Below are 21,344 nucleotides of genomic sequence, written 5' to 3'. Positions count from 1 at the left end.
GAAGCGGCAGCTTGCGCCACCACGGATTGTCGCTGCGGGCGGCCGTTGCGTTGCGCTGTTTCATGGCCGCACCACCACGGTTTCGCCGCCTCGGGGAAACGTCATGCCGAGCCGGTCGCGCGCGACCTGGTCGATGCGGTTGCTTTCAGCCCAGGTCGCCTGCTCCAGCTGCAGCCGGCCGAAATCGATGTTGAGCTCGTCGCGCGCCTTCTGCAGTTTGCTCAGCTGCACGAACAGCTGCCGATGCTGATGGCGCGCCTGCACCACCCCCAGCGCCGAGACGACGGTGGCGATCACCAGCAAGGTCAGCAGCAGCCGCGGGGTCATGGCTTCGCTCCGCGAACCGGGACCGGGGACCCGGGACCGGGGACTCGGGTGAGGCGGGATCCCCGGTCGCGGCTGTGACGCTGGGTACTGTTGGATTCGGGGTCGTTGCGCGACTCCGGTGCCGACTGCGGCTGCTGCTCTTGCGGGACCCGGGTCCCGGGTCCCTGGTCCCCGGTCCCGAGCTTCTCGGCAACCCGCAGCACCGCACTGCGCGCCCTCGGGTTGCTTGCGGTCTCCTCGCCGACCGCCTTCTGCGCGGCGCCGATCATGCGCAGGGCCGGGACGAACGCGCGGGCTTCGGGCAGGCGGCGGTTGGCCGGTGGGGCCTTGGCGTGGCGTGCGATGAACTGCTTGACGATGCGGTCCTCCAGCGAGTGGAAGCTGATCACCGCCAGCCGTCCGCCCGGCTTGAGCCGCTGCAGTGCCGCGTCCAGGCCGGTCTCGAGGTCGGCCAGTTCGCGGTTGATGTGGATGCGGATCGCCTGGAAGCTGCGGGTGGCCGGATGGATGCTCTTGTGCTGCTTGCTTCTGTCCACGCGCGGCATCACCGACGCGATCATCTCGGCCAGTTGCGCGGTGCGGGTCAGCGGCTGCGCCTCGCGGCGCGCGACGATCGCACGCGCGATCCTGCGGCTCATGCGCTCCTCGCCGTAGGTCCACAGCACGTTGGCGATGTCCTGCTCCCCGGCGTGGGCCAGCCACTGCGCAGCGCTCTCGCCGGACTCGGGATCCATGCGCATGTCCAGCGGACCGTCCTTGCCGAAGCTGAAGCCGCGCTCGGCGACATCGAGCTGCGGCGAGGACACGCCGAGGTCCAGCAGCACCCCGTCGAGGCCGGCGGCGGTCGCATCCCAGTGCAGCAGGTCGGCAAAGCTGCCGCGGAAGATCGCCACGCGCTCGTCCGCGCCGAACTCGCGCTCGGCCACCGCGATCGCGTCGGGATCCTTGTCCATCAGCAGCAGCCGACCTCCCGCGCCCAGTTGCTCGAGCACGCCGCGGGCGTGGCCGCCGCGTCCGAAGGTGCCATCCAGATAGGTGCCCTGCGCACTGATCCGCAGCCCCGCCAGGGCCTGCGCGAACATGACGGGCAGATGCTGCGACGGCGGCTGGGGGGCCGGCGTCTCCGAGGCCGTCGTCTGCGAGGCTTGGGGGTGGCCGGAGGGCGCATCGGGGCGCTCCATGCCACCGCCCGTCATAGCTGCAGGTCGAGCAGCTCGTCACTGAGATCGTCATCAGAGATCGTCTGACGGATCTGCGCGTGATGCGCCTGCTCGCTCCACAACTCGAATTTGTCGCCCATGCCCAGCAGCACGGCTTTCTTCTCGATCCCCACCGCGGCGCGGTGGCTGGCCGGCACGGTGATGCGGCCATTGCCGTCGGGCTCGACGAAGGTCGCCGCACCCACCAGCTTGAGCTGCATCATGCGGCTGTGCCTGCGGGTCCTGGGCAGCTTGTTGACCTGGTCACGCAGGCGCTCCCAGACCGGCATCGGATAGAGATACAGGCAGCCGGCCTCGAACGGGCTGTAGGTGATCACCAGGCGGTTGCCGCACTCACGCGCGACGACGTCCCGGTGGGCGGTGGGCACCGCCAGCCGGCCCTTGTCGTCGATGGTGATCGCGGTCTCGCCCTGGAACATTGCGCACCTGTGGAAGCCCGCCTCTGCGGGCGGATCAGCCTGTCGATGGAAACGCCCAACTGGGGCGGATCCGGCCACGGAAAACCGCTAAAAACCAGGCTTTCCCTCGGATCACCACCTTAGGCACGCCCCAGAGGGTTGTCAACAAGTTCCGTGGGCCAAATTCATCAGGTGCATCAATGGCTTGCGTCAGACTTCAGAGTTTTATTCAAGAGTTATCCACTAAGCCTTGTTTCGTCTCGTATTTTGAGATTGAGGCTTCCGTCGCGGCTTGTGGTCTGTTCAGAAAAAGACCGACTCATGGATTGTCGCAACGCAGCAAAAACACGGCCGTTCCGGAGTGGCGGCTGGCGGGAGTGGTTCGGCTGCGGCCCCACGTGTGAGCGGCTCGGCTCGTGACCTAGAGTTCGCGGCTGAAGCCGCTCCTAAAGAAGACCGATCTGCGACCGGACATGCGACTGCAGAAATCTGCCTGCCAACGATCAACCACGGCAAGCAGCCCCCTTTAGTAAAGGGGGCGCCGCGACAGCGGCGGGGAATTGGAGGCGAAGGCCAGGGTCCAAAATTTTGCTTCATGAAAATTTTGGAGCTTTTGCTGTCGCAAGCGCGACAGCAAAAGCGGCGGAGCCGGCCGATAAGCCGGGTTCTGTCGTGGACAGTCATTCCTCTAGGCGCATCGTCACCGATACGCTCGAGCAACCTACCCGGAGGCACCGCGGGCCGCGGCATTGCCTCCCTATTTGGTCTTGCTCCCGGTGGGGTTTGCCGTGCCGGTCCGTTGCCGGACTCGCGGTGCGCTCTTACCGCACCGTTTCACCCTTGCCACGCATCCCCGGGGGGACCGTTCGGCGGTCTGCTCTCTGTTGCACTTTCCGTCGGCTCGCGCCGCCCAGGCGTTACCTGGCACCGTGCCCTGTGGAGCCCGGACTTTCCTCGGCACCCTCACGCACCGAGGTGCATGCGGATGACGCGACTGCCTGGCCGACTCCGCCGCGTGCAGTCTACCGGTTGGCGAGCATCGCCGACGGGTTTGTGACGCTCATCAAAGAGGCTTGGTTCAGAACGAAGCAGGGGCACTTGTCGGAGGCGGCTTTAGCCGCGATCTGGAATCGGCGCGGGCGAACGATTTCCGATCGCGGCTAAAGCCGCTCCTACAAAAAAGCGTGCGCATCCGATGGAAGCGAAGCGACAACCTAGCCAACAACGCTGCGCACCGCACACGCCGGCGCGGCGTCCTGTCCCGGTATTGCGAAGAGTGCGCCATGGATGGCGCACGGCGGTGAGTGCGGCCATGGATGGCCGCCCGAACCGGGCAGCAATGCCCGGACAGGGCGACGCCCACCCGAAGCCGAGAAACCGTCCACTCCGCTGTTGCTGTTGCTGACCAGCAATCAGCCCCCGCCGTACAGCCCCTTGCGCGGCGCCCCGCTGAGCTCGGCGGCGAGCTTGGCCGCGGTCGAGGGCGGCAGGTGTTCGCTGAGCTTGGCGTACAGGCGCCGCCCTTCGATCAGCTTGGCGTCGGCATCGTCGCCGGCGCCCTCGACGATCAGCACGAACTCGCCACGGCGCTGGTTGGGATCGGCCGCAACACGTTCGCGCAACTCCGCAAGATCGCCATCGAGCACGGTCTCGAACAGCTTGGTCAGTTCACGCGCGAGCACCGCCGGGCGGGCAGCGCCGAACGCCGTGGCCATGTCGGCCAACGCCTCCTCGATCCGGTGGGCGGACTCGTAGAAGATCAGCGTGCGCGGCTCGGCGGCCAACCGCGCCAGCCGCTCGCGGCGCGCGCTCGCCCGGGCCGGCAGGAAGCCCTCGAACACGAACCGGTCCGACGGCAGGCCGGCCACGCTCAGCGCGGCGATCGCGGCGCAGGCGCCCGGCAGCGGCGACACCCGCACGCCCGCGGCGCGCGCGGCGCGGACCAGGCGGAAACCGGGATCGCTGACCAGCGGCGTGCCGGCATCGGACACCAGCGCCAGCGAGTCGCCGGCTTGCAGACGTGTGACCAGTTGCGCGGCCTGGGCTTCCTCGTTGTGCTGGTGCAGGGCCAGCAGCGGACGTTCCAGGCCGAAGTGCGACAGCAGCTGGCGGGTGTGGCGGGTGTCCTCGGCGCAGATCGCCGCGACCGTGCGCAAGATCTCCAGCGCGCGCGGCGACAGGTCGCCGAGATTGCCGATCGGGGTCGCGACGATGTGGAGCGTGCCGGGGGTGTGCATCCTGCAGCATGGTAGTGGTCGGTGCCGATGCTGTCTCGGCCACGGGCGCCATGGCCACGGGGCGCCGGGGAAGTGCATCCGTGCAGCCCACCGCTTCGTTTCCTACCCTGCGCAACGTGCTGGCCGGGCGGGCGACCGTGCCGGCCCAGCCGGACGGGTAGAATCGGGTCATTCCCCTGAGAACGCCGCCCTGCGGCGCACGCACGCCGATGAGCCTTCCGAACCTGCGGTCCCGGGCCGCGCTGTCGAAGATCGAGTCATTCCCATCCGCGCTGTCGGGCCCGTTGCGGCCACTGCTGGCCGGCGTGCTGGTGGCGGGCGTGCTCGCTGCGTGCGGCACGGTGCAGACGCGCGCGGTCGGGCCATCCGCTTCCGCGCAGCCCAGCGTCCACCCGGTCACCGCGCAGGCCTCCGAGCTGGCGCGCGGCAGCGACGCGCTGGGCGGCGCGGCGCGCGAGGCCAACGACGAGCGGATCGACGCATTACTGTCGCAGCTGGACGACCAGACGCTCGCGCGCGAAGCCGCCGCGCTGGCGCCGGGCGATCCGTTGTACAACTACGCTGGCCGCGCGCTGCTGCGCCGGGGCATGCCGGCGCCGCGTGCGTTCGATCGGGAGCAGTGGCAGTTCGGGTCAGGCATCCGCCCGCCGGCCGATACCGATGGCTACCGGCCGCCGGTCATGCTCGGGGTATTGCTGCCGCTGTCGGGCGACATGTCGGCCGCGGCCGCGCCGGTGCGCGACGGACTTCTCGCCGGCTACTACGGTGAGCAACGCCGCCGCCCCGAGGTCACCTTCTACGACACCCAGGGCACGCCGGGCGGCGCCGTGGCCGCGTACGACCAGGCCAGCGCGGAGGGCAATGACTTCGTGCTCGGCCCGCTCGGTCGCGAGGAGGTCGGCGCCTTGTTCAACCGCGCCGCGCTGCCGGTGCCGGTGCTCGCACTCAACCGCGGCGTGGTGCGCCCACCAGCCGGCCACGCCGGATTTTCGCTGTCGCCCGAAGACGAGGGTCTGGCCGCGGCCGATTACCTGACCGATCGCGGGGCGCGGCGGGTACTGGTGGTCGAGGGCAGCGACGACAGCCAGCGCCGTGCGGTCGCGGCGTTCCGCGAGCGCCTGACCGAAAGCGGCGGCGTGGTGACCGATGTAGTCGGTGCGGCCACGGCCGATCTCGCGCCGTTCGCGCAGCGCGAGGGCGGCGTCGACGCGGTGCTGCTTGCGATCCGTGGCAGCGCCGCGCGCGAGCTGATCCCGAAGCTGGCGCTCGCCGGCCTGGCCGACATCCCGCGGGTGGCGACCTCGCAATTGCTCTCGGGCACCGGCAATGCCGAGCAGGACCAGGTGCTCGACGGCATTGCATTCCCGAGCGAGGCCTGGACCAACCGCGGCGTGCGCGGCTTGCCGCCGGTCACCAGCGCCGGACAGACGCTGCCGACGGCCCGGGGCCCGGCCGCACGACTGTTTGCCTTCGGCTACGACGCCTGGCTGCTCACGGCCTATCTGGAGCATCTGGCGACCCGCCTGGATGCGCATGTCGAGGGGGCCACCGGCACGCTGCGGCTGGATGGCTTCGGCCACGTGCGGCGCACGCCGGCGTGGTCGACGTTCATCAGCGGCCATGTGGTTCCGCTGGCCGGCCCGGGGCGCTAGGGCGCCTGCCCGATGAGGGACGTCATCGACCGGCGCAGCCGCGGTGCCGCGGTCGAGGCGGCCGCGCGGGTGCATCTGCAGGCGGCCGGCCTGCGCCTGGTTGCGGCGAATGCGACGTTCCGCGCCGGCGAGCTCGATCTGGTGATGTTCGATGACGGCCGGCAGGCGACCAGCGGCGGACAGGGCGCGATGCTGGTGTTCGTGGAGGTCCGCTACCGCCGCAGCGCCGCATTTGGCGGCGGCGCCGCATCGATCGACGCCGGCAAGCGCCGCAAGCTAGTCCGCGCCGCGCAGGCGTTCCTGTTGACGCACCGGCAATACGCCAACGCCGCATGCCGCTTCGATGTGGTCGAAGCCCAGGGCGACCCGGCCGCACCCACGCTGACCTGGCTGCGTGACGCATTTCGCGCGGATGATTGCTGAAGAAAGGCCCTGACGCGGATCAACGCGGATCGACACGGAATAAGAGCAGATAATTCAGATCGGAAACCTGCTGGTCGAACGTTTTGCCAGCCCGGTAGCCGGCGCCGCCAATATGCGTTCTTCTGTTGATCCTTATCCGCTTTTTTCTGCCCTGATCCGCGTCAAAGCTTTTCCGCCCCTCCAGACACCATGCCGCTCCCTTCCCCACTGCATCGCGAACTTGCCGAGCTGCTCGGCGACGGCTGGCTGACCGATGCCAGCGAGCGGTTGACCTATGCCTACGACAACTCGCGGCGCGAGGTGCTGCCCGACGCAGTTGCGCTGCCGACCACGCGCGAGCAGGTCCTCGGGCTGGTGCGCGCCTGCCGCGCGCACCGGGTGCCGGTGGTCGCGCGCGGGCGCGGCACCAACACCACCGGCGCGTCGGTGCCGGTCGACGGCGGCGTGGTGGTGTCGTTCGAGCGCATGAACCGCATTCTCGAAGTGCGGCCGGGCGATCGCTGCGCAGTGGTCGAACCAGGCGTGCTCAACGGCGATCTGCAGGCCGCCTTGAACCCGCACGGGCTGTTCTGGCCGCCGGACCCGACCAGCGCGATGTTCAGCACCATCGGTGGCAACCTGGCGTGCAACGCCGGCGGTCCGCGTGCAGTGAAGTACGGCGCCAGCCGCGACAACGTGCTCGCGCTGACCGCGGTCACCGGCGCCGGCGAGTTGATCGTCTGCGGCACCGCCACCACCAAGGGCTCGACCGGCTACGACCTGCAGCGCTTGCTGGTCGGCAGCGAGGGCACGTTGGCCCTGATCGTCGAGGCGAGTCTGCGGCTGAGTCCGTCGCCGCCGGCCCACCGCGCGCTGCGCGCGATCTACCGCGACGTCTCGACTGCGGCGCAGGCGGTGGCGCGGCTGATGGCGCAGCCGGTGACGCCGTCGATGCTCGAGTTCATGGATGCGCACGCGGTGCGGCTGGCGCGTGACGTCGGCGGCGCCGACCTGCCGGCCGATGCCGGGGCACTGCTGATGATCGAGACCGACGGCGATGCCGACACCCTGCCGCACGACGTCGAAGCGCTGATGCGCGCGGCCGAAGGCGAAGGTCTGGTCGCGCTCGACGACGCCGCCGATGAGGCCGCGCGCGAGCGCTTGTGGGCCGCGCGCAAGGCCTTGTCGCCGGCGCTGCGCACCCTCGCGCCGGGCAAGATCAACGAGGACGTGGTGGTGCCGGTCTCGCGCATCCCGCAGCTGGTCGACGGCGTGCAGGTGCTGGCGCGCGAGTTCGAGCTGCCGATCGTCTGCTTCGGCCACGCCGGCAACGGCAACCTGCACGTAAATTTGCTGTTCGATCCGGCCGACGCCGCGCAGCTCGAGCGCGCGCACGCGGCGCTCGCGCGGGTGTTTGCGCTGACCCTGTCACTCGGTGGCACGCTGTCGGGCGAGCATGGCATCGGCCTTGCCAAGCGCGACTTCATGCCGCTGGCGGTGACCGGGGCCACGCTGGCGCTGATGCGGCAACTCAAATCGGTGTTCGACCCGGACGGCATTCTCAACCCGGGCAAGCTGCTGCCGCCGTGAGCATGCCGTCGGACCGCATCTCACTAGACCGCCTGCTCGGCGAGATCCACGCGTGCCGGCTGTGCGAGGCCCAGCTGCCGCTCGGCCCGCGGCCGGTGCTGCGGGCCTCCGGCAGCGCGCGCCTGCTGATCGTCGGCCAGGCGCCGGGCACCAAGGTCCACGCCAGCGGCGTGCCGTGGGACGACGCCAGCGGCAGGCGCCTGCGCGAGTGGCTGCAGATCGATACCGACACGTTCTACGACGCGGCGCGCGTGGCCATCGTGCCGATGGGCTTCTGCTATCCCGGCAAGGGTGCCTCTGGCGACCTGCCACCACGCCGCGAGTGCCGCGACACCTGGCACCCGCGCCTGCTGCCGTTGCTGGGCGGGGTCGAGCTGACCCTGCTGGTCGGCCAGTACGCGCAGGCCGGCTTTCTGCGCGCGCGGCGCAAGTCCACGCTTGGCGAGACGGTGCGTGCCTGGCGCGATTACCTGCCGCAATACCTGCCGCTGCCGCACCCCAGCCCACGCAACGTCGGCTGGTTCAAGGCCAACCCGTGGTTCGAGGGCGAGGTGTTGCCGGCACTGCGCGAGCGGGTGCGCACGCTGTTGTAGGAGCGGCGTCAGCCGCAATCAGGCCCGTAGGGTGGGCACGTCTTGTGTGCCCACCGCCCGGGATGGTGGGCACAAAGATCGTGCCCACCGTACGGTGCGAGGTATTGCCGGCGCTGCGCGAGCGGTGCGCGCGCTGTTGTAGGAGCGGCTTCAGCCGCGATCAGCAATCGGACGAGCTGTCGTGCATCCGATCGTGGCTGAAGCCGCTCGTAGGTGCGAAGTGCGCATACCCGGTCCGTGGCGGCATCCACGGCTGCCCCTGCCCGGTCAGCGCGCGCACGCCGCTGCCGGCTTCGATCCGGCCGATGCGGGTCAGCGCCGTGCGGGTCGATCGTGCGATCTGCTGGATCGTGTCCCGCGCCGCGAATGGCGCGGTGAAACACAGCTCGTAGTCGTCGCCACCGCCGGTCTGCAGCTCGCGGACCTGGGCGGGCTCGAAGCTGTCGCGTAACGTCTGCGATACCGGCAGCGCATCGAGTTGCAATTGCGCGGCAACCGCGCTGGCGTGGCAGATATGGCCGAGGTCGGCGAGCAGGCCGTCGGAGATGTCGATGGCGCTGTGGGCGATGCCGGCAAGCGCGAGCCCCGTGGCGATGCGCGGGGTCGGACGGTGGAGGCGTTGCACCAGGTCCGGAGCGGCCCGGTGCCTGTCCGTCTGCTCCGGCCCCTCACTTCCGCCCTCTCCCGGGCGGAGGGCGAGCAGGAGCCGCAGCGCGGCGGCCGCATCGCCGAGGGTGCCGCTGACCCAGATATCGTCGCCCGCTTGTGCGCCGTCGCGCCGCAACGCCCGGTCGGGCTCGACCAGGCCGTGTGCGGTGACACATATCGACAACGGGCCCCGAGTCGTATCCCCACCAACCAGCGCGACGCGATGCTGTTGGGCCAGTTCAAGAAAACCGTCGAGGAATTCATCCAGCCACGCCGCATCGCTGCCCGGCAACGACAGCGACAGGGTGCACCACGCGGGCTGCGCGCCCATTGCCGCCAGATCGGACAGGTTGACCGCCAGCGCTTTCCAGCCGATGTCGGCCGGCGCGGTGGCCTCGGGAAAGTGCACGCCGGCGTTGAGCGTGTCGGTGGCCACCACGAGGTGCTTGCCCGGCGGCACCTCCAGCACCGCGGCGTCGTCGCCGATGCCGAGGATCACGTCGCTGCGCTGCAGGGCGCGGCGGCGGATGTGGTCGATCAGTTCGAACTCGGCCACGCGGATTCTCCCGGGTCGCTCCCCAAGGGTACCCTTCGGGATGTAGGAGCGGCTTCAGCCGCGATCGCACTCTGGAAGAAGCATCGCGGCTGAAGCCGCTCCTACAAGGGCGCTAGCGCTACTTGCGCGGCGCCTGCACTTCGGTGGCGCGCCAGGCCGCGGCGGCATGGTCGAGCACGCCGTTGATATAGGTGTGCCCGTGCTCGGCACCGAATCGCTTGACCGTCTCGATCGCCTCGTTGATCACCACCCGATACGGCACGTCCGGGCGCAGGCGTAGTTCAAAGGCGGCGATGCGCAGCACCGCGCGTTCGATCGGGTCGACCTGCTCGATTTCGCGGTCGAGGAACGGCGCGAGTGCGGCATCGAGGTCGGCCCGGTGCTTGTCGACGCCGCGCACCAGGTCCTCGAAGTATTCCAGGTCGGCCACTTCCTTGGCCTGCTCGTGGGCGAACTGGGCGATCACGTCGTTCACGCGCGCGCCCGCCATCTGCCAGGCGTAGACCGCCTGCAGTGCGCGGCGACGCGCGCGCGAGCGCGCAACCGGATCGATGCCGTCCCGGCGCGGCGCCCGGCTCACGGCAACCGCTCCAGCAGCTGGCTCATCTCGATCGCGACGAGTGCGGCCTCCTCGCCCTTGTTGCCGTGACTGCCACCGGCGCGCGCTTGGGCATCATCGTGCAGCTCCACCGCCAGCACGCCGTTGGCGACCGGCAGCCCGTACTTGATCGATACCCGCATCAACCCGTCCGAACAACCGTCGGCGACCTGCTCGAAGTGGCGGGTGTCGCCGCGCACCACGCAGCCCAGGGCGACGATCGCGGCATGGCCGCCGGCCATCGCCAGTCGCGCCGCGGTCACCGGCAGCTCCCAGGCGCCGGGCACGCGGATCACGTCGATCGCGTCCTCGGACACGCCGTGCTCGGCAAAGGTCTTGCGCGCGCCGGCCACCAGCGTATCGGTGATGCGCGGGTTCCAGCGGCTGGCGATGATTGCGAAGCGCGCGCCCTCGGGGCTGCGCAGGTCGCCTTCGATATGGGGCATGGGGCGGTCGATGGAGACGGGGGACGTAGTGTAGCCGGGCTGGGCCTTGGGACCGGGATTGAGGCTCGGGACCCGGGACCCGGGACCCGGGACTCGGGACTCGGGGACAGCAACAGCAACAGCAACGGCAACGGCAACGGCAACGGCGGGAATACCGATGCAGCGGGAGCTTCAGGCAGGCCACGCACCATCAGAGCCGCGCCGCGGACGCGCTCCTCCCGAGTCCCGAGCCCCGCAAGTCCCGCGAGTCCCGACCGCGAGCCTCAGCGGCCAATCACAAGCCCACGTACTCCACCACCTCCAGCCCGAAGCCGGCCAGGCCGACCTGCTTGCGCGGGGTGCCGAGTACGCGCAGCTTGCCCAGGCCGAGGTCGGCGAGGATCTGGCCGCCGGCGCCGTTGCGGCGCCATTCGGCCAGGGCATGGCCGCGGGCGGGGCGGGCCGGGTCGACCACGTCGGGTTGCTCGCGCACGCGCGCCAGCAACGTGTCGGGGTCGAGGTCGTCACCCAGCAGCACCAGTGCGCCGCGGCCTTCGGCGGCGATCGCGGCAAGCACGTCGCCGACCGCCGGGCCGAAGTCGGCGCGGCGCCAGTGCAGCGCATCGGCCAGCGGGTTCTGCACGTGCACCCGCACCAGCGTCGGAGCGCCCGCGTCCGGCTCGCCGCGCAGCAGCGCGAAATGCAACGCGTGGCTGAGCCGGTCGCGGTAGCTGACCAGCTGAAAGTGCCCGTGCTCGGTTTCGATCTCGCGTGCATCGACCCGCTCGACCGTGTGTTCGGTGTCGAGCCGGTAGCGGATCAGCTCCTCGATCGAACCGATCTTGAGTCCGTGCTCGGCGGCGAAACGCTCCAGCTCCGGCCGCCGCGCCATGCTGCCGTCGGGATTGAGGATCTCCACCAGCACGCCGGCCGGCTCCATCCCGGCCAGCAATGCCAGGTCGGCGGCAGCCTCGGTATGGCCGGCGCGGTTGAGCACGCCGCCGGGTTGCGACATCAGCGGGAAGATGTGGCCCGGCTGCGACAGGTCGCGCGGCGCGGCATCGGGCCGCACCGCGGTGCGCACGGTGTGGGCGCGGTCGTAGGCCGAGATGCCAGTGGTGACGCCCTCCGCGGCCTCGATACTGACGGTGAAGTTGGTGTGGTGCTGCGAGGTGTTGTCGCGGACCATCGGCGGCAGGCCGAGCTGGCGGCAGCGCTCGCGGGTCAGCGACAGGCACACCAGGCCGCGCGCGTGGGTCACCATGAAGTTGATGTCCTGCGGCTTGACGAGCTCGGCGGCCATGATCAGATCGCCCTCGTTCTCGCGGTCCTCGTCGTCGACGATCACCACCATGCGGCCGGCGCGGATTTCCTCGAGCAATTCGGGGATCGGGGAAAAACTCATTGCTGTACTCCTTGGCCGAGCAGTCGCTCGACATAGCGCGCGACCAGGTCGACTTCGAGGTTGACCGCATCGCCGACGCCGGACTGTGAGAACGCGGTGTGCGCGACGGTGTGCGGAATCAGCGCGACCTCGAAGCCGCTGGCGTCGACCTCGTTGACCGTCAGGCTGACGCCGTCGACGCAGATCGAACCTTTCTTCGCGAGGTAGCGCAGCACCGCGGCCGGCGCGGCAAAGCGCCAGCGTTGCGCGCGCGCGTCCTCACGGATCGTCGCGACCTCGCCGACGCCGTCGACGTGGCCGCTGACCAGATGTCCGCCGAGGCGGTCGCTGGGGCGCATCGCGCGTTCCAGATTGAGCGCCGCGCCGGGCGGCAATCGGCCCAGGGTGGTGAGCGCGAGTGTTTCGTTGGAGACGTCGACCTCGAACGAGGCTGCGTCGAACGCCACCACGGTCAGGCACACGCCATTGACCGCGACGCTCTCGCCCAGGGCGACCTGCGTGAACGGCAACGAGCCGACCTCGATGCGCAGGCGCGCATCGCCGCCGCGGCTGTCGCGCGCGGCGAGCCGGCCGACGCCTTCGATCAGACCGGTGAACATCAGCGCGACTCCGCCTGGAGGCCGCGGCGATCGCGCTGCGTGGCGATGGACGTGAAAGCAGTGAGCATGAACGTTTCCCGCAATGGCTAGCGAAAAACGCCGCAAGGCATGGCACGCGCCCGGCACTGGCCGGGTGCTGCCGTCTTCTTTCATCCGGACTTTCAGGGAGTCGCAGACCGGTCCTGCAGCAGGACTGGACCACGACGCCCAACCGTCGGCTCCGGCATCGCACCGGATCTGCTGACCCTCCGGCGGCCCGCACAGGCGTGCCACTGGAGGCGCTCGCGGGCTCATCGGGATTGCACTGGCAACCAGCCGACTTACCGCCGGTGGGGAGTTCCACCCCGCCCTGAAGACGTTATGAGTTGCCGCCGCAGCGGCGCGAGGATTCTAGCACCGCAACCAGCTCCGGCCCCTGTAGGGGCGGCATCAGCCGCGGAACGGTGCGTTCGGCGCCGGCGCAGGTTCGATCGCGGCTGAAGCCGCTCCTACACCGGATCCTGTCGGGGCCAAAGCCCCTGGGTTCGCCCCGAGCTGCCTCGCGGCGGCGCTGGGGTCGTCAACGATGCAGCGATTCGCCTTCGACTCACCGCGTTCTACGTCGGCCGGAATTTGTAGGAGCGGCTTCAGCCGCGATCGGGAACCGGCACGGGCGACCGGCTGGGGATCGCGGCTGAAGCCGCTCCTACAGCCGGATATCGGGTTTGCGGCGCAGGTGCAGGAACAGCGGCCAGGTGATGGTGCGCGTGGTCTCGGCATCGCCCCAGCTTGCGGCGAGCGCGGCGGTGTGTCGGGCGACCGGGTCCTCGCCGGTCGCCTCGATGCAGCGCGCGCTGGCCGAGCCGCTGGCCAGATAGCCGAGGAAACGCGGCAGGGTCCAGCGCGCCTGCAAGGACAATTCCGGTGCCGGCAGCGGCGGGAACGGCCAGTCGTAGCCGGCGTAGCGTGCATCGATCTGGGCCCGCTCGGGCGGCCAGTGCGGCTCGATCTGCGTGCGGAAGTCGGCGACCGCCACGGCCATGCCGTCGGGCACCAGGAAATCGCCATATCCCCACGCCGCCAGCACGCTGCCCGGTGCCAGCACCCGCCGGCACTCGGCGAAGAAGCGCGCGCGGTCGAACCAGTGCAGCGCCTGGGCGACCGCGACCAGTTGCACGCTGGCATCGGCGAGCGTGGTGCGCTCTCCCGGTTCGACCGCAACGGTGATACTGGGCGGCGCCGCCCTACCCCAATGCCGCTCAATCTGCTGCGCGCTCGGATCGGACGCGTGCACGCGTGCGAATCGCTGCGCCAGCCCGCGTGTGGCTTGGCCGCTGCCGCAGCCGGGCTCCCAGACCTGCGCGTCGGAGGGCACCACCGCCGCCAGCGCATCGAACAGCGCGTCGGGATACTCCGGGCGCGCCGCCGCGTAGGCGTCGGCGACGCCGGAGAAGTGATCCTTGAACGAGGCTACGTCGCGCGAACCAGAAGGCGTCGGCGCGTCGGGCACTTTCACGGCAGCGCGTCCGGCGTGCGCAGCAGCAGGCGAAGGTCCTCGCCGATGCGCCGCGTCTCGACGATCTGCAGCCGCATGCGTTCGGCCATGCTGGCGATGTCGAGCCCGTCGAACAACGGCCGCGCCTGCGAGCCCAGCAGCACCGGGGCGACGTACAGCAGCAGCTCGTCGACCAGGCCGGCGGCGAGAAAGGCCCCGGCCAGGGTCGCACCAGCCTCGACCTGGACCTCGTTGACCCCGCGCGCGGCCAGCAGCTTGAGCACCGCGGCCAGATCGAACCGCGAGCCGTGCACCTCGACCACCGCGGTCTGCGCGCTCAGCCCGCGGCCGACCTTGGTGTCGGGCGCGTGGATGTACAGCGTCGGCGCATCGCCCTCGCGCACGCGACCGCGCGCCACGGTGGCCAGGCCGGCATCGAGCACCACCCGCAGCGGCGCGACGAAATCTCGCGACGAATCGGGCGTGTCCTCGCCCAGGCGCACCGTCAGCGAGGGATCGTCGGCCAGCACGGTGCCGGCGCCGGTCACGATCGCGCCGGCCCGCGCGCGCCAGCGTTGCACGTCCAGGCGCGAAGCCTCGCCACTGATCCACTTGGAATCGCCGTTGGCCAGCGCGCTGCGGCCGTCCAGGCTGGTGGCGAGCTTGACCCGCACCCATGGCCGGCCCCGCACCAGCCGCGAGAGATAGCCCCGGTTGAGCGTGCGCGCCTGAAGTTCCATCAGCTCGCTGGCGACCTCGATGCCGGCCGCGCGCAAGCGGTCGAAACCGGCCCCGTCGACCTGCGGGAACGGGTCGCGCATCGCCGCGACCACCCGGCCGACGCCGGCGGCGATCAGCGCATCGGCGCACGGGCCGGTGCGGCCGGTGTGCGCGCAGGGTTCCAGGGTGACATATGCGGTGGCGCCACGGGCGCGGTCGCCGGCCGCCTGCAGGGCGTGGACTTCGGCATGGGCCTGCCCGGCGCGCGCGTGGAAGCCTTCCCCGATCACCTCCGCGCCGTGCGCCAGCACGCAGCCGACCATCGGGTTGGGCTTGGTGGTGTAGGCGCCGCGTTCGGCCAGGCGCAAGGCGCGCGCCATCAGGGCGTGGTCGGTCGCGGAGAATCCGGGGGTCGGGCCAGGGCCTGGAGACGCGGGACTGGACATGCGATCAGCGCTTCCTGGGTTTGCCGTGCGGCGCGGGCTCACCCCCGAGCAGCGGCAACTGGTCTTCGCCGGCGTTGTCGCTCTCGAGCCGGTCGAGCTCCTCGCGAAAATCGGCGACGTCCTCGAACGCCCGGTAGACCGAGGCGAAGCGCACGTAGGCGACGTGATCGAGCCTGCGCAACTCGGCCATCACGAACTCGCCGACCCGGCGCGATGCGAGCTCGCGTTCGGTGGTCATGCGCAGCTGGTGCACCACCGCGCGCACCGCAGCCTCGATCTGTTCATCGGGCACCGCGCGCTTCTGCAACGCCCGGTCGAACCCGGCGCGCAGCTTGCGCGCATCGAATGCCTCGCGGCGGCCATCGGACTTGATGATCGCCGGCAGCTTCAGCTCGATCGTCTCGATGGTCGAGAAGCGTTCACCGCACGCCTCGCAGACCCGCCGCCGGCGAATGGTGGCGCCGTCGTCGGACACGCGCGAATCGATCACCCGGGTGTCGGTGTGCTGGCAGAAGGGGCAGTGCATCAGAGGAGCCGGGACCGGGGACCCGGGACCCGGGACCCGGGAGAGTCGGTTCTGCTTTTACCGGGTCCCCGGTCCCCGGTCCCCGGTCCCAACCTAGCCATACACCGGAAACTCACGGCACTGCGCCGTCACCGCCTCGCGCACCCGCGCGATCACCGCCTCATCGCTCGGCGCATCCAGCACGTCGCACATCCAGTTCGCCAGCGCGATGCAATCGTCTTCCCGGTACCCGCGGGTGGTCACCGCCGGGGTGCCGATGCGCAGACCGGAGGTCACAAAAGGCTTCTGCGGATCGTTGGGCACCGCGTTCTTGTTGACGGTGATGTGGGCGCGGCCGAGGGCGGCTTCGGCGTCCTTGCCGGTGATGCCCTTGCCGATCATGTCGACCAGCATCAGGTGGTTCTGGGTGCCGCCGGAGACGATCTTGTAGCCGCGGGAAATAATCGTCTTCGCCATGGCCTGCGCGTTGTCGACCACCTGCTGCTGGTACTGCTTGAACTCCGGCTCCAGCGCTTCCTTAAATGCGACCGCCTTGGCCGCGATCACGTGCATCAGCGGGCCGCCCTGGATGCCCGGGAACACGATGCTCTGCAGCTTCTTGACCAGATCCTCCGGCGGCGACTGGGCGAGGATGATGCCGCCGCGCGGCCCGCGCAGGGTCTTGTGGGTGGTCGAGGTGACCACGTGCGCATGCGGCAGCGGGGTCGGATAGACGCCGGCGGCGATCAGGCCGGCCACATGGGCCATGTCGACGAAGAAGATCGCACCGATGCCGTCGGCGATCTGGCGCATGCGCGCCCAGTCGATCACCTGCGAATACGCGCTGAACCCGGCAACCAGCATCTTCGGTTTGTGCTCGGTCGCCAGGCGCTCGACCTCGGCGTAATCGATCAGGCCGTTTTCATCGACGCCGTACTGCACCGCGTTGAAGAACTTGCCGGAGAAGTTGACCTTGGCGCCGTGGGTCAGATGCCCGCCGTGGGCGAGCGACATGCCCAGGATGGTGTCGCCCGGCTGCAGCAGCGCCAGGTACACCGCCTGGTTGGCCTGCGAGCCCGAATGCGGCTGGACGTTGGCGTAGTCGGCTTGGAACAGCTGCTTGAGGCGGTCGATCGCAAGCTTCTCGGCGACATCGACGTATTCGCAGCCGCCGTAGTAACGCTTGCCCGGATAGCCCTCGGCGTACTTGTTGGTCAGCACGCTGCCCTGCGCCTCCAGCACCCGCGGGCTGGCGTAGTTCTCGCTGGCGATCAGCTCGACGTGGTCTTCCTGGCGGGCGCGCTCGTCAGTGATGGCCTGGGCGAGTTCGGGGTCGAAACCTTCGATACGGGCATCGCGCGGGAACATTGCCGCTCCGGGTGGGATGGGGAGGACGTCGAGTTTAGCCGAGAGATACCGATCCATGGCCCGGCTCCGGTCCATCGGCGGCTTCTTGTAGGAGCGGCTTCAGCCGCGATCGGATGCCGGGTCGATCGTCCGACTCCGGTTCGCGGCTGAAGCCGCTCCTGCAAGTGGCTCGGCGGCGCTCGCGGCGCGTGGCAGCCAGGCGGCATATCCGCGATAATGGGCGGTCCCCGAATCCACCAGCGGCCCCTGCCCCCGCGCAGGGCGCCGCCGTCCGTCTGCGGAGCCCCCATGTCGCAATACATCTACACCATGAACGGCGTCAGCAAGATCGTGCCGCCGAAGCGTCAGATCATCAAGGACATCTCGCTGTCGTTCTTCCCGGGCGCCAAGATCGGCCTGCTCGGGCTCAACGGCTCCGGCAAGTCCACGGTGCTGAAGATCATGGCCGGGGTCGACCAGGATTTCAGCGGCGAAGCGCGCGCGGCCAAGGACATCAAGGTCGGCTACCTCGCCCAGGAACCGCAGCTCGATCCGACCCACACCGTGCGCCAGGCGGTGGAGGTCGGCGTCGGCGACGTGCTCAGCGCGCAGGCCGAGCTCGACAAGATCTACGACGCCTACGCCGAGGAAGGTGCGGACTTCGACAAGCTCGCCGCCGAGCAACAGCGCCTGGAAGCGATCCTCGCCAGCGGCGATGCGCACACGCTGGAGACCCAGTTGGAAGTCGCCGCCGACGCGCTGCGCCTGCCGCCGTGGGACGCGATCATCGGCAAGCTGTCGGGCGGCGAGAAACGCCGCGTCGCGCTGTGCCAGCTGCTGCTGCAGAAGCCCGACATGCTGCTGCTCGACGAGCCGACCAACCACTTGGACGCCGAGTCGGTCGAGTGGCTGGAGCAGTTCCTGCAGCGCTACACCGGCACGGTGGTGGCGGTGACGCATGACCGCTACTTCCTGGAAAACGCGGCCGAGTGGATCCTCGAACTCGACCGCGGCCGCGGCATCCCGTGGAAGGGCAACTACACCGCCTGGCTGGAGCAGAAGTCCGAGCGCCTCAAGCAGGAAGAGTCCGGCGAGAAGGCGCGCCAGAAGGCGCTGGCCAAGGAACTGGAGTGGGTGCGCAGCAATGCCAAGGGCGGCCGCAGCAAAGGCAAGGCGCGCCTGGCGCGCTTCGAGGAACTCAACTCGGTCGAGTACCAGCGCCGCAACGAGACCAACGAGATCTTCATCCCGCCGGGCGAACGCCTGGGCAACTCGGTGATCGACTTCAAGAACGTCTCCAAGTCGTTCGGCGACCGGCTGCTGATCGACGATCTCAGCTTCATCATCCCGCCGGGCGCGATCGTCGGCATCATCGGCCCCAACGGCGCCGGCAAGTCGACCCTGTTCAAGATGATCACCGGGCAGGAAAAGCCGGACAAAGGCGAGATCACTACTGGCCCGAGCACCAAGGTCGCCTACGTCGACCAGAGCCGCGATGCGCTGACCGGCAACCACAACGTGTTCCAGGAAGTCTCCGGCGGCGCCGACATCCTCAACATCAACGGCGTGGAGATCCAGTCGCGCGCCTACATCGGCCGCTTCAACTTCAAGGGCCAGGACCAGCAGAAATTGGTCGGCACGCTGTCGGGCGGCGAGCGCGGCCGGCTCCACCTGGCCAAGACGCTGCTGCAGGGCGGCAACGTGCTGCTGCTCGATGAGCCGTCCAACGACCTGGACGTGGAAACCCTTCGCGCGCTGGAGGATGCGCTGCTGGAGTTCCCCGGCTGCGCGGTGGTCATTTCGCATGACCGCTGGTTCCTGGACCGCATCGCCACGCACATCCTCGCGTTCGAGGGCGAGTCGCACGTCGAGTTCTTCCAGGGCAACTACCGCGAGTACGAGGAAGACAAGAAGCGCCGGCTCGGCGAGGAAGGCGCGCGGCCGCACCGGCTGCGGTTCAAGGCGTTGAAGTAAGGCCATGGCGCCGACGTCGACACCGGTAGGAGCGGCTTCAGCCGCGAACCTCCATCGGTGCCGAACGGTGCTACAGGATCGCAACGACGCTCCCTGTCCGACTGGGCTTCCTCCGGTCGTAGGAGCGACGTAAGTCGCGACCTGTACATGGCCTCCAGAAGTTGCGGCGGCTCGCGACTTACGTCGCTCCTACAGAGCGGATCTGGCGATCGGAAGGATCGCCGGTAGACCGGTTCTGGTTCGCGGCTGAAGCCGCTCCTACAGTGGATTTTTGAACGAGGGACGGCGATGGGCTTCATGCAGGCACTACGGCAACGCTGGATAGACGCCAACTCGCTGGTCTGCGTCGGCCTCGATCCGGAGCCGACGCGGTTTCCCGGGCGCTTCGGTGGTGACGCCGACGCGGTGTTCAACTTCTGCCGCGACATCGTCGATGCGACCGCGCAGTACGTGTGCAGCTTCAAGCCGCAGATCGCGCACTTCGCAGCGCTCGGCGCCGAAGATGCACTGGCCCGGCTGATCACGCATATCCACATCGCGCATCCGGGCGTCCCGGTGATCCTCGACAGCAAGCGTGGCGATATCGGCAGCACCGCGCAGCACTACGCGAGCGAAGCATTCGACCGCTACCGCGCCGACGCGGTCACCGCCAACCCCTACCTTGGCCGTGACTCGGTGCAGCCGTTCCTCGACCGCAGCGATCGCGGCGTGGTGATCCTGTGCCGCACCTCGAATCCTGGCGCGGGCGACCTGCAGGACCTGCTCGTGCAGGACGGAAGCGGCGCGGGACAGCCGCTGTACCAGCGCGTGGCCGAGAAGGTCGCGCTGGAATGGAACACCCATGGCAATTGCGCACTGGTGGTCGGCGCGACCTGGCCGGAGCAGTTGCGCGAGATACGCGCGATCGTCGGTGATCTGCCATTCCTGGTGCCTGGCGTCGGCGCGCAGGGCGGCGATGTCGCGGCGGTGGTGAACAATGCAAAGACCGCCGACGGCACCGGCCTGATCGTCAGCAGCTCGCGCGCGGTGCTGTATGCGTCGGCCGGAGACGATTACGCCGATGCCGCAGCGAGTGCCGCGCGCACGCTGCGCGACGAAATCAACCGCCACCGATGAGCCGTAGGCTGGGCTGCGACGCCACACTTTTGCGGCAGCATGATCGACCCATGTCGCCGCGCCCCGGGCTTGCCAGCCCAGCCTACGAGAGCCACGAGGACCGGGGGGTTAGGCGCACCGGAACCGTTCCCCTGCGGACAGGTCGGGATCGCGGCTGAAGCCGCTCCTACACAGTGTCACGGCTGCGGCTACGCAGCACCGCGCGCATGACGGCGAACGGGAAGCGCAACCAGATGGCGGCGAATACGCCGGCTCGCGTCAGTGCGCTGCAGCGGGCCGCCTCGAACTTGCCGAAGTAGCGCCACAGGCCGCGATGTTTGTGCCACTCGACGAACAACGGCCGGGCGCGGCTCGACACGCCGCGCACGTGCACCACCCGGACCTGGTTGGCGACGGCGATCAATGCGCCGGCCTCGTGCGCGCGGCGGCACAGGTCCAGGTCCTCGGCGTGCAGCCGGTAGCCCTCGTCGAAACCGCCGATGCGCGTGAACAAGCCGCGCGGCATCAGCATCAAAGCACCGGACACTGCCCCGACCGGCTGCAGCGGCTGGCTGTCGTCGGGCGCGACCGCAGTGCTCGCCGCGCCGGCGCGGCGAGCACTGCGACCCGCGGCAGGCACGACGCCGGCGAGACCGGCCCCGAGCATGCGGGCGAAATCGGGCTGGCGTCGCCGGGCTGCGGGATCGCGCACGCCGGTCTGGTCGACCAGGTCGGCGCCGAGCAGCGCTTCTTCGTGTGACGCCGCCAGCGCGCGCAGGCGCGCCAGGCTATCGCGCTCGACCAGGCAATCGGGGTTCACGAACGCCAGCCAGCCGGGTGCGGGCTCGGCGTGCGCGGCCTCCCTTGCGCCCTGATTGCAGGCGACCGCGAAACCGGGGTTGTCCGGGTTTGCGATGAACCGCACCCGTGGGTCGTGCGCGGCGTGGCGCTGCACGATCACGAGCGTGCCGTCATTGGAATTGTTGTCGACCACGCGGATCGCGGCGACGCCGTCGGCCACGCGCAAGCGCTGCAGGCAGGCATCGATCGTCGAGGCGCTTTGGTAGGTGGCGACAACCGCGGCGATCGCGCCACCGTCGGGCGGCGTGCCCGCACTCACGGTCTTGCCCTGC

Annotated in this window: 20 protein-coding genes, 1 other RNA gene and 1 riboswitch; of the genes, 6 read left to right on the top strand and 15 right to left on the bottom strand. The window is 69.6% G+C overall.

Annotated elements, in window-relative coordinates; translation table 11 throughout:
* Positions 1-60: 60 nt before the first annotated feature.
* The 5 genes from ftsL to rsmI form a co-directional block, all read right to left on the bottom strand.
* The gene (gene ftsL / locus ACJQWM_RS01175) at positions 61-327 is read right to left on the bottom strand and encodes a cell division protein FtsL (RefSeq protein WP_332707690.1); all 267 of its coding nucleotides are present in this window, start codon (positions 325-327) and stop codon (positions 61-63) included.
* Complete coding sequence (gene rsmH, locus ACJQWM_RS01170) at positions 324-1,409, bottom strand: 16S rRNA (cytosine(1402)-N(4))-methyltransferase RsmH (protein WP_332707687.1); 1,086 nt, start codon at positions 1,407-1,409, stop codon at positions 324-326. The genes ftsL and rsmH overlap by 4 nt, the downstream gene beginning before the upstream one ends.
* Positions 1,410-1,519: 110 nt before the next feature.
* Positions 1,520-1,966 carry a division/cell wall cluster transcriptional repressor MraZ gene (gene mraZ / locus ACJQWM_RS01165; RefSeq protein ID WP_332707684.1) on the bottom strand — a complete coding sequence of 149 codons (447 nt, stop codon included), beginning with the start codon at positions 1,964-1,966 and terminating at the stop codon, positions 1,520-1,522.
* 619 nt (positions 1,967-2,585) lie between these two features.
* Positions 2,586-2,955: RNase P RNA component class A (gene rnpB, locus ACJQWM_RS01160), an RNA gene on the bottom strand.
* 402 nt (positions 2,956-3,357) lie between these two features.
* Entirely contained in the window at positions 3,358-4,182 is an 825-nt protein-coding gene (gene rsmI, locus ACJQWM_RS01155) for a 16S rRNA (cytidine(1402)-2'-O)-methyltransferase (RefSeq protein ID WP_411306618.1), read from the bottom strand.
* Positions 4,183-4,391: 209 nt separating this feature from the next.
* Between rsmI and ACJQWM_RS01150 the strand changes: the two genes are divergently transcribed.
* From ACJQWM_RS01150 to ACJQWM_RS01135, 4 genes are all read left to right on the top strand, one after another.
* On the top strand, positions 4,392-5,834 hold the full coding sequence (locus ACJQWM_RS01150) for a penicillin-binding protein activator (RefSeq protein ID WP_411306617.1): 1,443 nt from the start codon (positions 4,392-4,394) through the stop codon (positions 5,832-5,834).
* 12 nt (positions 5,835-5,846) lie between these two features.
* On the top strand, positions 5,847-6,257 hold the full coding sequence (locus ACJQWM_RS01145) for a YraN family protein (RefSeq protein WP_332707095.1): 411 nt from the start codon (positions 5,847-5,849) through the stop codon (positions 6,255-6,257).
* 189 nt (positions 6,258-6,446) lie between these two features.
* Positions 6,447-7,826 carry an FAD-binding oxidoreductase gene (locus ACJQWM_RS01140; RefSeq protein ID WP_332707092.1) on the top strand — a complete coding sequence of 460 codons (1,380 nt, stop codon included), beginning with the start codon at positions 6,447-6,449 and terminating at the stop codon, positions 7,824-7,826.
* A 2-nt stretch (positions 7,827-7,828) separates the two neighbouring features.
* The gene (locus tag ACJQWM_RS01135) at positions 7,829-8,419 is read left to right on the top strand and encodes a uracil-DNA glycosylase family protein (RefSeq protein WP_332707101.1); all 591 of its coding nucleotides are present in this window, start codon (positions 7,829-7,831) and stop codon (positions 8,417-8,419) included.
* Between the two features lie 160 nt (positions 8,420-8,579).
* Here ACJQWM_RS01135 and thiL read toward each other — a convergent pair whose 3' ends face one another.
* The 9 genes from thiL to glyA form a co-directional block, all read right to left on the bottom strand.
* Positions 8,580-9,623: a thiamine-phosphate kinase gene (gene thiL, locus ACJQWM_RS01130; RefSeq protein WP_332707089.1), complete on the bottom strand. Its 1,044-nt coding sequence runs from the start codon at positions 9,621-9,623 to the stop codon at positions 8,580-8,582.
* A 118-nt stretch (positions 9,624-9,741) separates the two neighbouring features.
* A complete protein-coding gene (nusB, locus tag ACJQWM_RS01125; RefSeq protein WP_332707086.1) occupies positions 9,742-10,203 on the bottom strand; it encodes a transcription antitermination factor NusB in 462 nt (153 codons plus the stop codon).
* Positions 10,200-10,667, bottom strand: coding sequence for a 6,7-dimethyl-8-ribityllumazine synthase (gene ribH, locus ACJQWM_RS01120; RefSeq protein WP_332707083.1), 468 nt, complete (start codon positions 10,665-10,667; stop codon positions 10,200-10,202). The genes nusB and ribH overlap by 4 nt, the downstream gene beginning before the upstream one ends.
* 274 nt (positions 10,668-10,941) lie before the next feature.
* Positions 10,942-12,051 carry a 3,4-dihydroxy-2-butanone-4-phosphate synthase gene (gene ribB, locus ACJQWM_RS01115; protein ID WP_332707080.1) on the bottom strand — a complete coding sequence of 370 codons (1,110 nt, stop codon included), beginning with the start codon at positions 12,049-12,051 and terminating at the stop codon, positions 10,942-10,944.
* The gene (locus tag ACJQWM_RS01110) at positions 12,048-12,650 is read right to left on the bottom strand and encodes a riboflavin synthase (RefSeq protein ID WP_332707077.1); all 603 of its coding nucleotides are present in this window, start codon (positions 12,648-12,650) and stop codon (positions 12,048-12,050) included. The genes ribB and ACJQWM_RS01110 overlap by 4 nt, the downstream gene beginning before the upstream one ends.
* A 137-nt stretch (positions 12,651-12,787) precedes the next feature.
* A riboswitch (FMN riboswitch) is annotated at positions 12,788-13,011 on the bottom strand.
* 324 nt (positions 13,012-13,335) lie between these two features.
* Positions 13,336-14,145, bottom strand: a complete 810-nt coding sequence (locus tag ACJQWM_RS01105; protein WP_332707075.1) for a class I SAM-dependent methyltransferase — start codon at positions 14,143-14,145, stop codon at positions 13,336-13,338.
* The gene (gene ribD, locus ACJQWM_RS01100; RefSeq protein WP_332707072.1) at positions 14,142-15,290 is read right to left on the bottom strand and encodes a bifunctional diaminohydroxyphosphoribosylaminopyrimidine deaminase/5-amino-6-(5-phosphoribosylamino)uracil reductase RibD; all 1,149 of its coding nucleotides are present in this window, start codon (positions 15,288-15,290) and stop codon (positions 14,142-14,144) included. The genes ACJQWM_RS01105 and ribD overlap by 4 nt, the downstream gene beginning before the upstream one ends.
* Before the next feature lie 4 nt (positions 15,291-15,294).
* Positions 15,295-15,816 carry a transcriptional regulator NrdR gene (nrdR, locus tag ACJQWM_RS01095; RefSeq protein WP_332707070.1) on the bottom strand — a complete coding sequence of 174 codons (522 nt, stop codon included), beginning with the start codon at positions 15,814-15,816 and terminating at the stop codon, positions 15,295-15,297.
* Positions 15,817-15,909: 93 nt separating this feature from the next.
* On the bottom strand, positions 15,910-17,163 hold the full coding sequence (glyA, locus tag ACJQWM_RS01090; RefSeq protein WP_332707067.1) for a serine hydroxymethyltransferase: 1,254 nt from the start codon (positions 17,161-17,163) through the stop codon (positions 15,910-15,912).
* 288 nt (positions 17,164-17,451) lie between these two features.
* Here glyA and ettA point away from each other — a divergent pair, with 288 nt between their 5' ends.
* Both ettA and pyrF read left to right on the top strand, forming a co-directional pair.
* Entirely contained in the window at positions 17,452-19,116 is a 1,665-nt protein-coding gene (ettA, locus tag ACJQWM_RS01085; RefSeq protein WP_332707064.1) for an energy-dependent translational throttle protein EttA, read from the top strand.
* A 288-nt stretch (positions 19,117-19,404) separates the two neighbouring features.
* Entirely contained in the window at positions 19,405-20,232 is an 828-nt protein-coding gene (gene pyrF / locus ACJQWM_RS01080) for an orotidine-5'-phosphate decarboxylase (RefSeq protein ID WP_332707061.1), read from the top strand.
* A 166-nt stretch (positions 20,233-20,398) separates the two neighbouring features.
* Here the strand turns inward: pyrF and ACJQWM_RS01075 are convergent, their stop codons facing one another.
* Positions 20,399-21,331, bottom strand: a complete 933-nt coding sequence (locus tag ACJQWM_RS01075) for a glycosyltransferase family 2 protein (protein ID WP_411306616.1) — start codon at positions 21,329-21,331, stop codon at positions 20,399-20,401.
* Between the last annotated feature and the right edge of the window lie 13 nt (positions 21,332-21,344).

Origin of the sequence: Novilysobacter longmucuonensis (assembly GCF_046600735.1) — a bacterium.
In the GTDB taxonomy this organism is placed as follows: domain Bacteria; phylum Pseudomonadota; class Gammaproteobacteria; order Xanthomonadales; family Xanthomonadaceae; genus Novilysobacter_A; species Novilysobacter_A longmucuonensis.
The sequence above is the reverse complement of the archived record's forward strand: the minus strand, read 5'-3'. Positions and strand labels throughout refer to the sequence as shown.

Coding starts and splice junctions, on each gene's coding strand:
- pyrF (WP_332707061.1), top strand. CDS start 19,405: ATGGGCTTCATGCAGGCACTACGGCAACGCTGGATAGACGCCAACTCG.
- ettA (WP_332707064.1), top strand. CDS start 17,452: ATGTCGCAATACATCTACACCATGAACGGCGTCAGCAAGATCGTGCCG.
- ribB (WP_332707080.1), bottom strand. CDS start 12,051: ATGAGTTTTTCCCCGATCCCCGAATTGCTCGAGGAAATCCGCGCCGGC.
- rsmI (WP_411306618.1), bottom strand. CDS start 4,182: ATGCACACCCCCGGCACGCTCCACATCGTCGCGACCCCGATCGGCAAT.
- ACJQWM_RS01150 (WP_411306617.1), top strand. CDS start 4,392: ATGAGCCTTCCGAACCTGCGGTCCCGGGCCGCGCTGTCGAAGATCGAG.
- mraZ (WP_332707684.1), bottom strand. CDS start 1,966: ATGTTCCAGGGCGAGACCGCGATCACCATCGACGACAAGGGCCGGCTG.
- glyA (WP_332707067.1), bottom strand. CDS start 17,163: ATGTTCCCGCGCGATGCCCGTATCGAAGGTTTCGACCCCGAACTCGCC.
- ACJQWM_RS01135 (WP_332707101.1), top strand. CDS start 7,829: ATGCCGTCGGACCGCATCTCACTAGACCGCCTGCTCGGCGAGATCCAC.
- ACJQWM_RS01140 (WP_332707092.1), top strand. CDS start 6,447: ATGCCGCTCCCTTCCCCACTGCATCGCGAACTTGCCGAGCTGCTCGGC.
- ACJQWM_RS01145 (WP_332707095.1), top strand. CDS start 5,847: ATGAGGGACGTCATCGACCGGCGCAGCCGCGGTGCCGCGGTCGAGGCG.
- ribD (WP_332707072.1), bottom strand. CDS start 15,290: ATGTCCAGTCCCGCGTCTCCAGGCCCTGGCCCGACCCCCGGATTCTCC.
- rsmH (WP_332707687.1), bottom strand. CDS start 1,409: ATGTTCGCGCAGGCCCTGGCGGGGCTGCGGATCAGTGCGCAGGGCACC.
- nrdR (WP_332707070.1), bottom strand. CDS start 15,816: ATGCACTGCCCCTTCTGCCAGCACACCGACACCCGGGTGATCGATTCG.
- ftsL (WP_332707690.1), bottom strand. CDS start 327: ATGACCCCGCGGCTGCTGCTGACCTTGCTGGTGATCGCCACCGTCGTC.
- ribH (WP_332707083.1), bottom strand. CDS start 10,667: ATGCCCCATATCGAAGGCGACCTGCGCAGCCCCGAGGGCGCGCGCTTC.
- ACJQWM_RS01110 (WP_332707077.1), bottom strand. CDS start 12,650: ATGTTCACCGGTCTGATCGAAGGCGTCGGCCGGCTCGCCGCGCGCGAC.